1 protein-coding gene is annotated in these 506 nt (G+C 70.6%); it reads left to right on the top strand.

Annotated elements, in window-relative coordinates; all coding sequences use genetic code 11:
• Positions 1–506 (top strand): MBL fold metallo-hydrolase (locus tag ACT6QU_RS19555; RefSeq protein ID WP_444837040.1); only part of this gene is annotated, 506 nt, incomplete at both ends.

Below are 506 nucleotides of genomic sequence, written 5' to 3'. Positions count from 1 at the left end.
GGATGCTCGGCGACTGGATGCGCGGCACCGAGCTTGTTCTGCCGGCCAAGGCGATCGATAGCGATGGCGAGGATTTCGGCGGGCGGCGGCTCGGGCTAATCAAGCTCGGCGGGCACAGCAGCGGCGACCTCGCGCTGCTCGACGAAGCCACCGGCACCCTGATCGCAGGCGATCTGGTGTTCCACGATCGCGCGCCTAGCACGCCGACGGCCGACATCGCGCGCTGGCGGACCAGCCTCGCGGCGCTCGCCGCGCTGCCGCACCAAGGGCTGATCCCCGGTCATGGCGCGTTCGATCCCTCGGGCGGCAATGCGATCGCCCAGACGCGAGGCTGGCTCGACTGGCTCGAAGACGCGCTGACCGGCGCCGTCGGCGCGGGGCTCGACATGGTCAACGCCGGCAATATCGCCATCCCGGAGCGGTTCGCCGGCCTGGCCGCGGCGCGCTATGAATTGCAGCGCAGCGTTTCGCACCTTTATCCGGCGCTCGAAGCGCGGATGCTGCCG

This window comes from Aliihoeflea sp. (assembly GCF_052435475.1).
In the GTDB taxonomy this organism is placed as follows: domain Bacteria; phylum Pseudomonadota; class Alphaproteobacteria; order Rhizobiales; family Rhizobiaceae; genus Aliihoeflea.
Note: the sequence above shows the minus strand (reverse complement) of the source record. Positions and strands in the feature narration are given on the sequence as shown.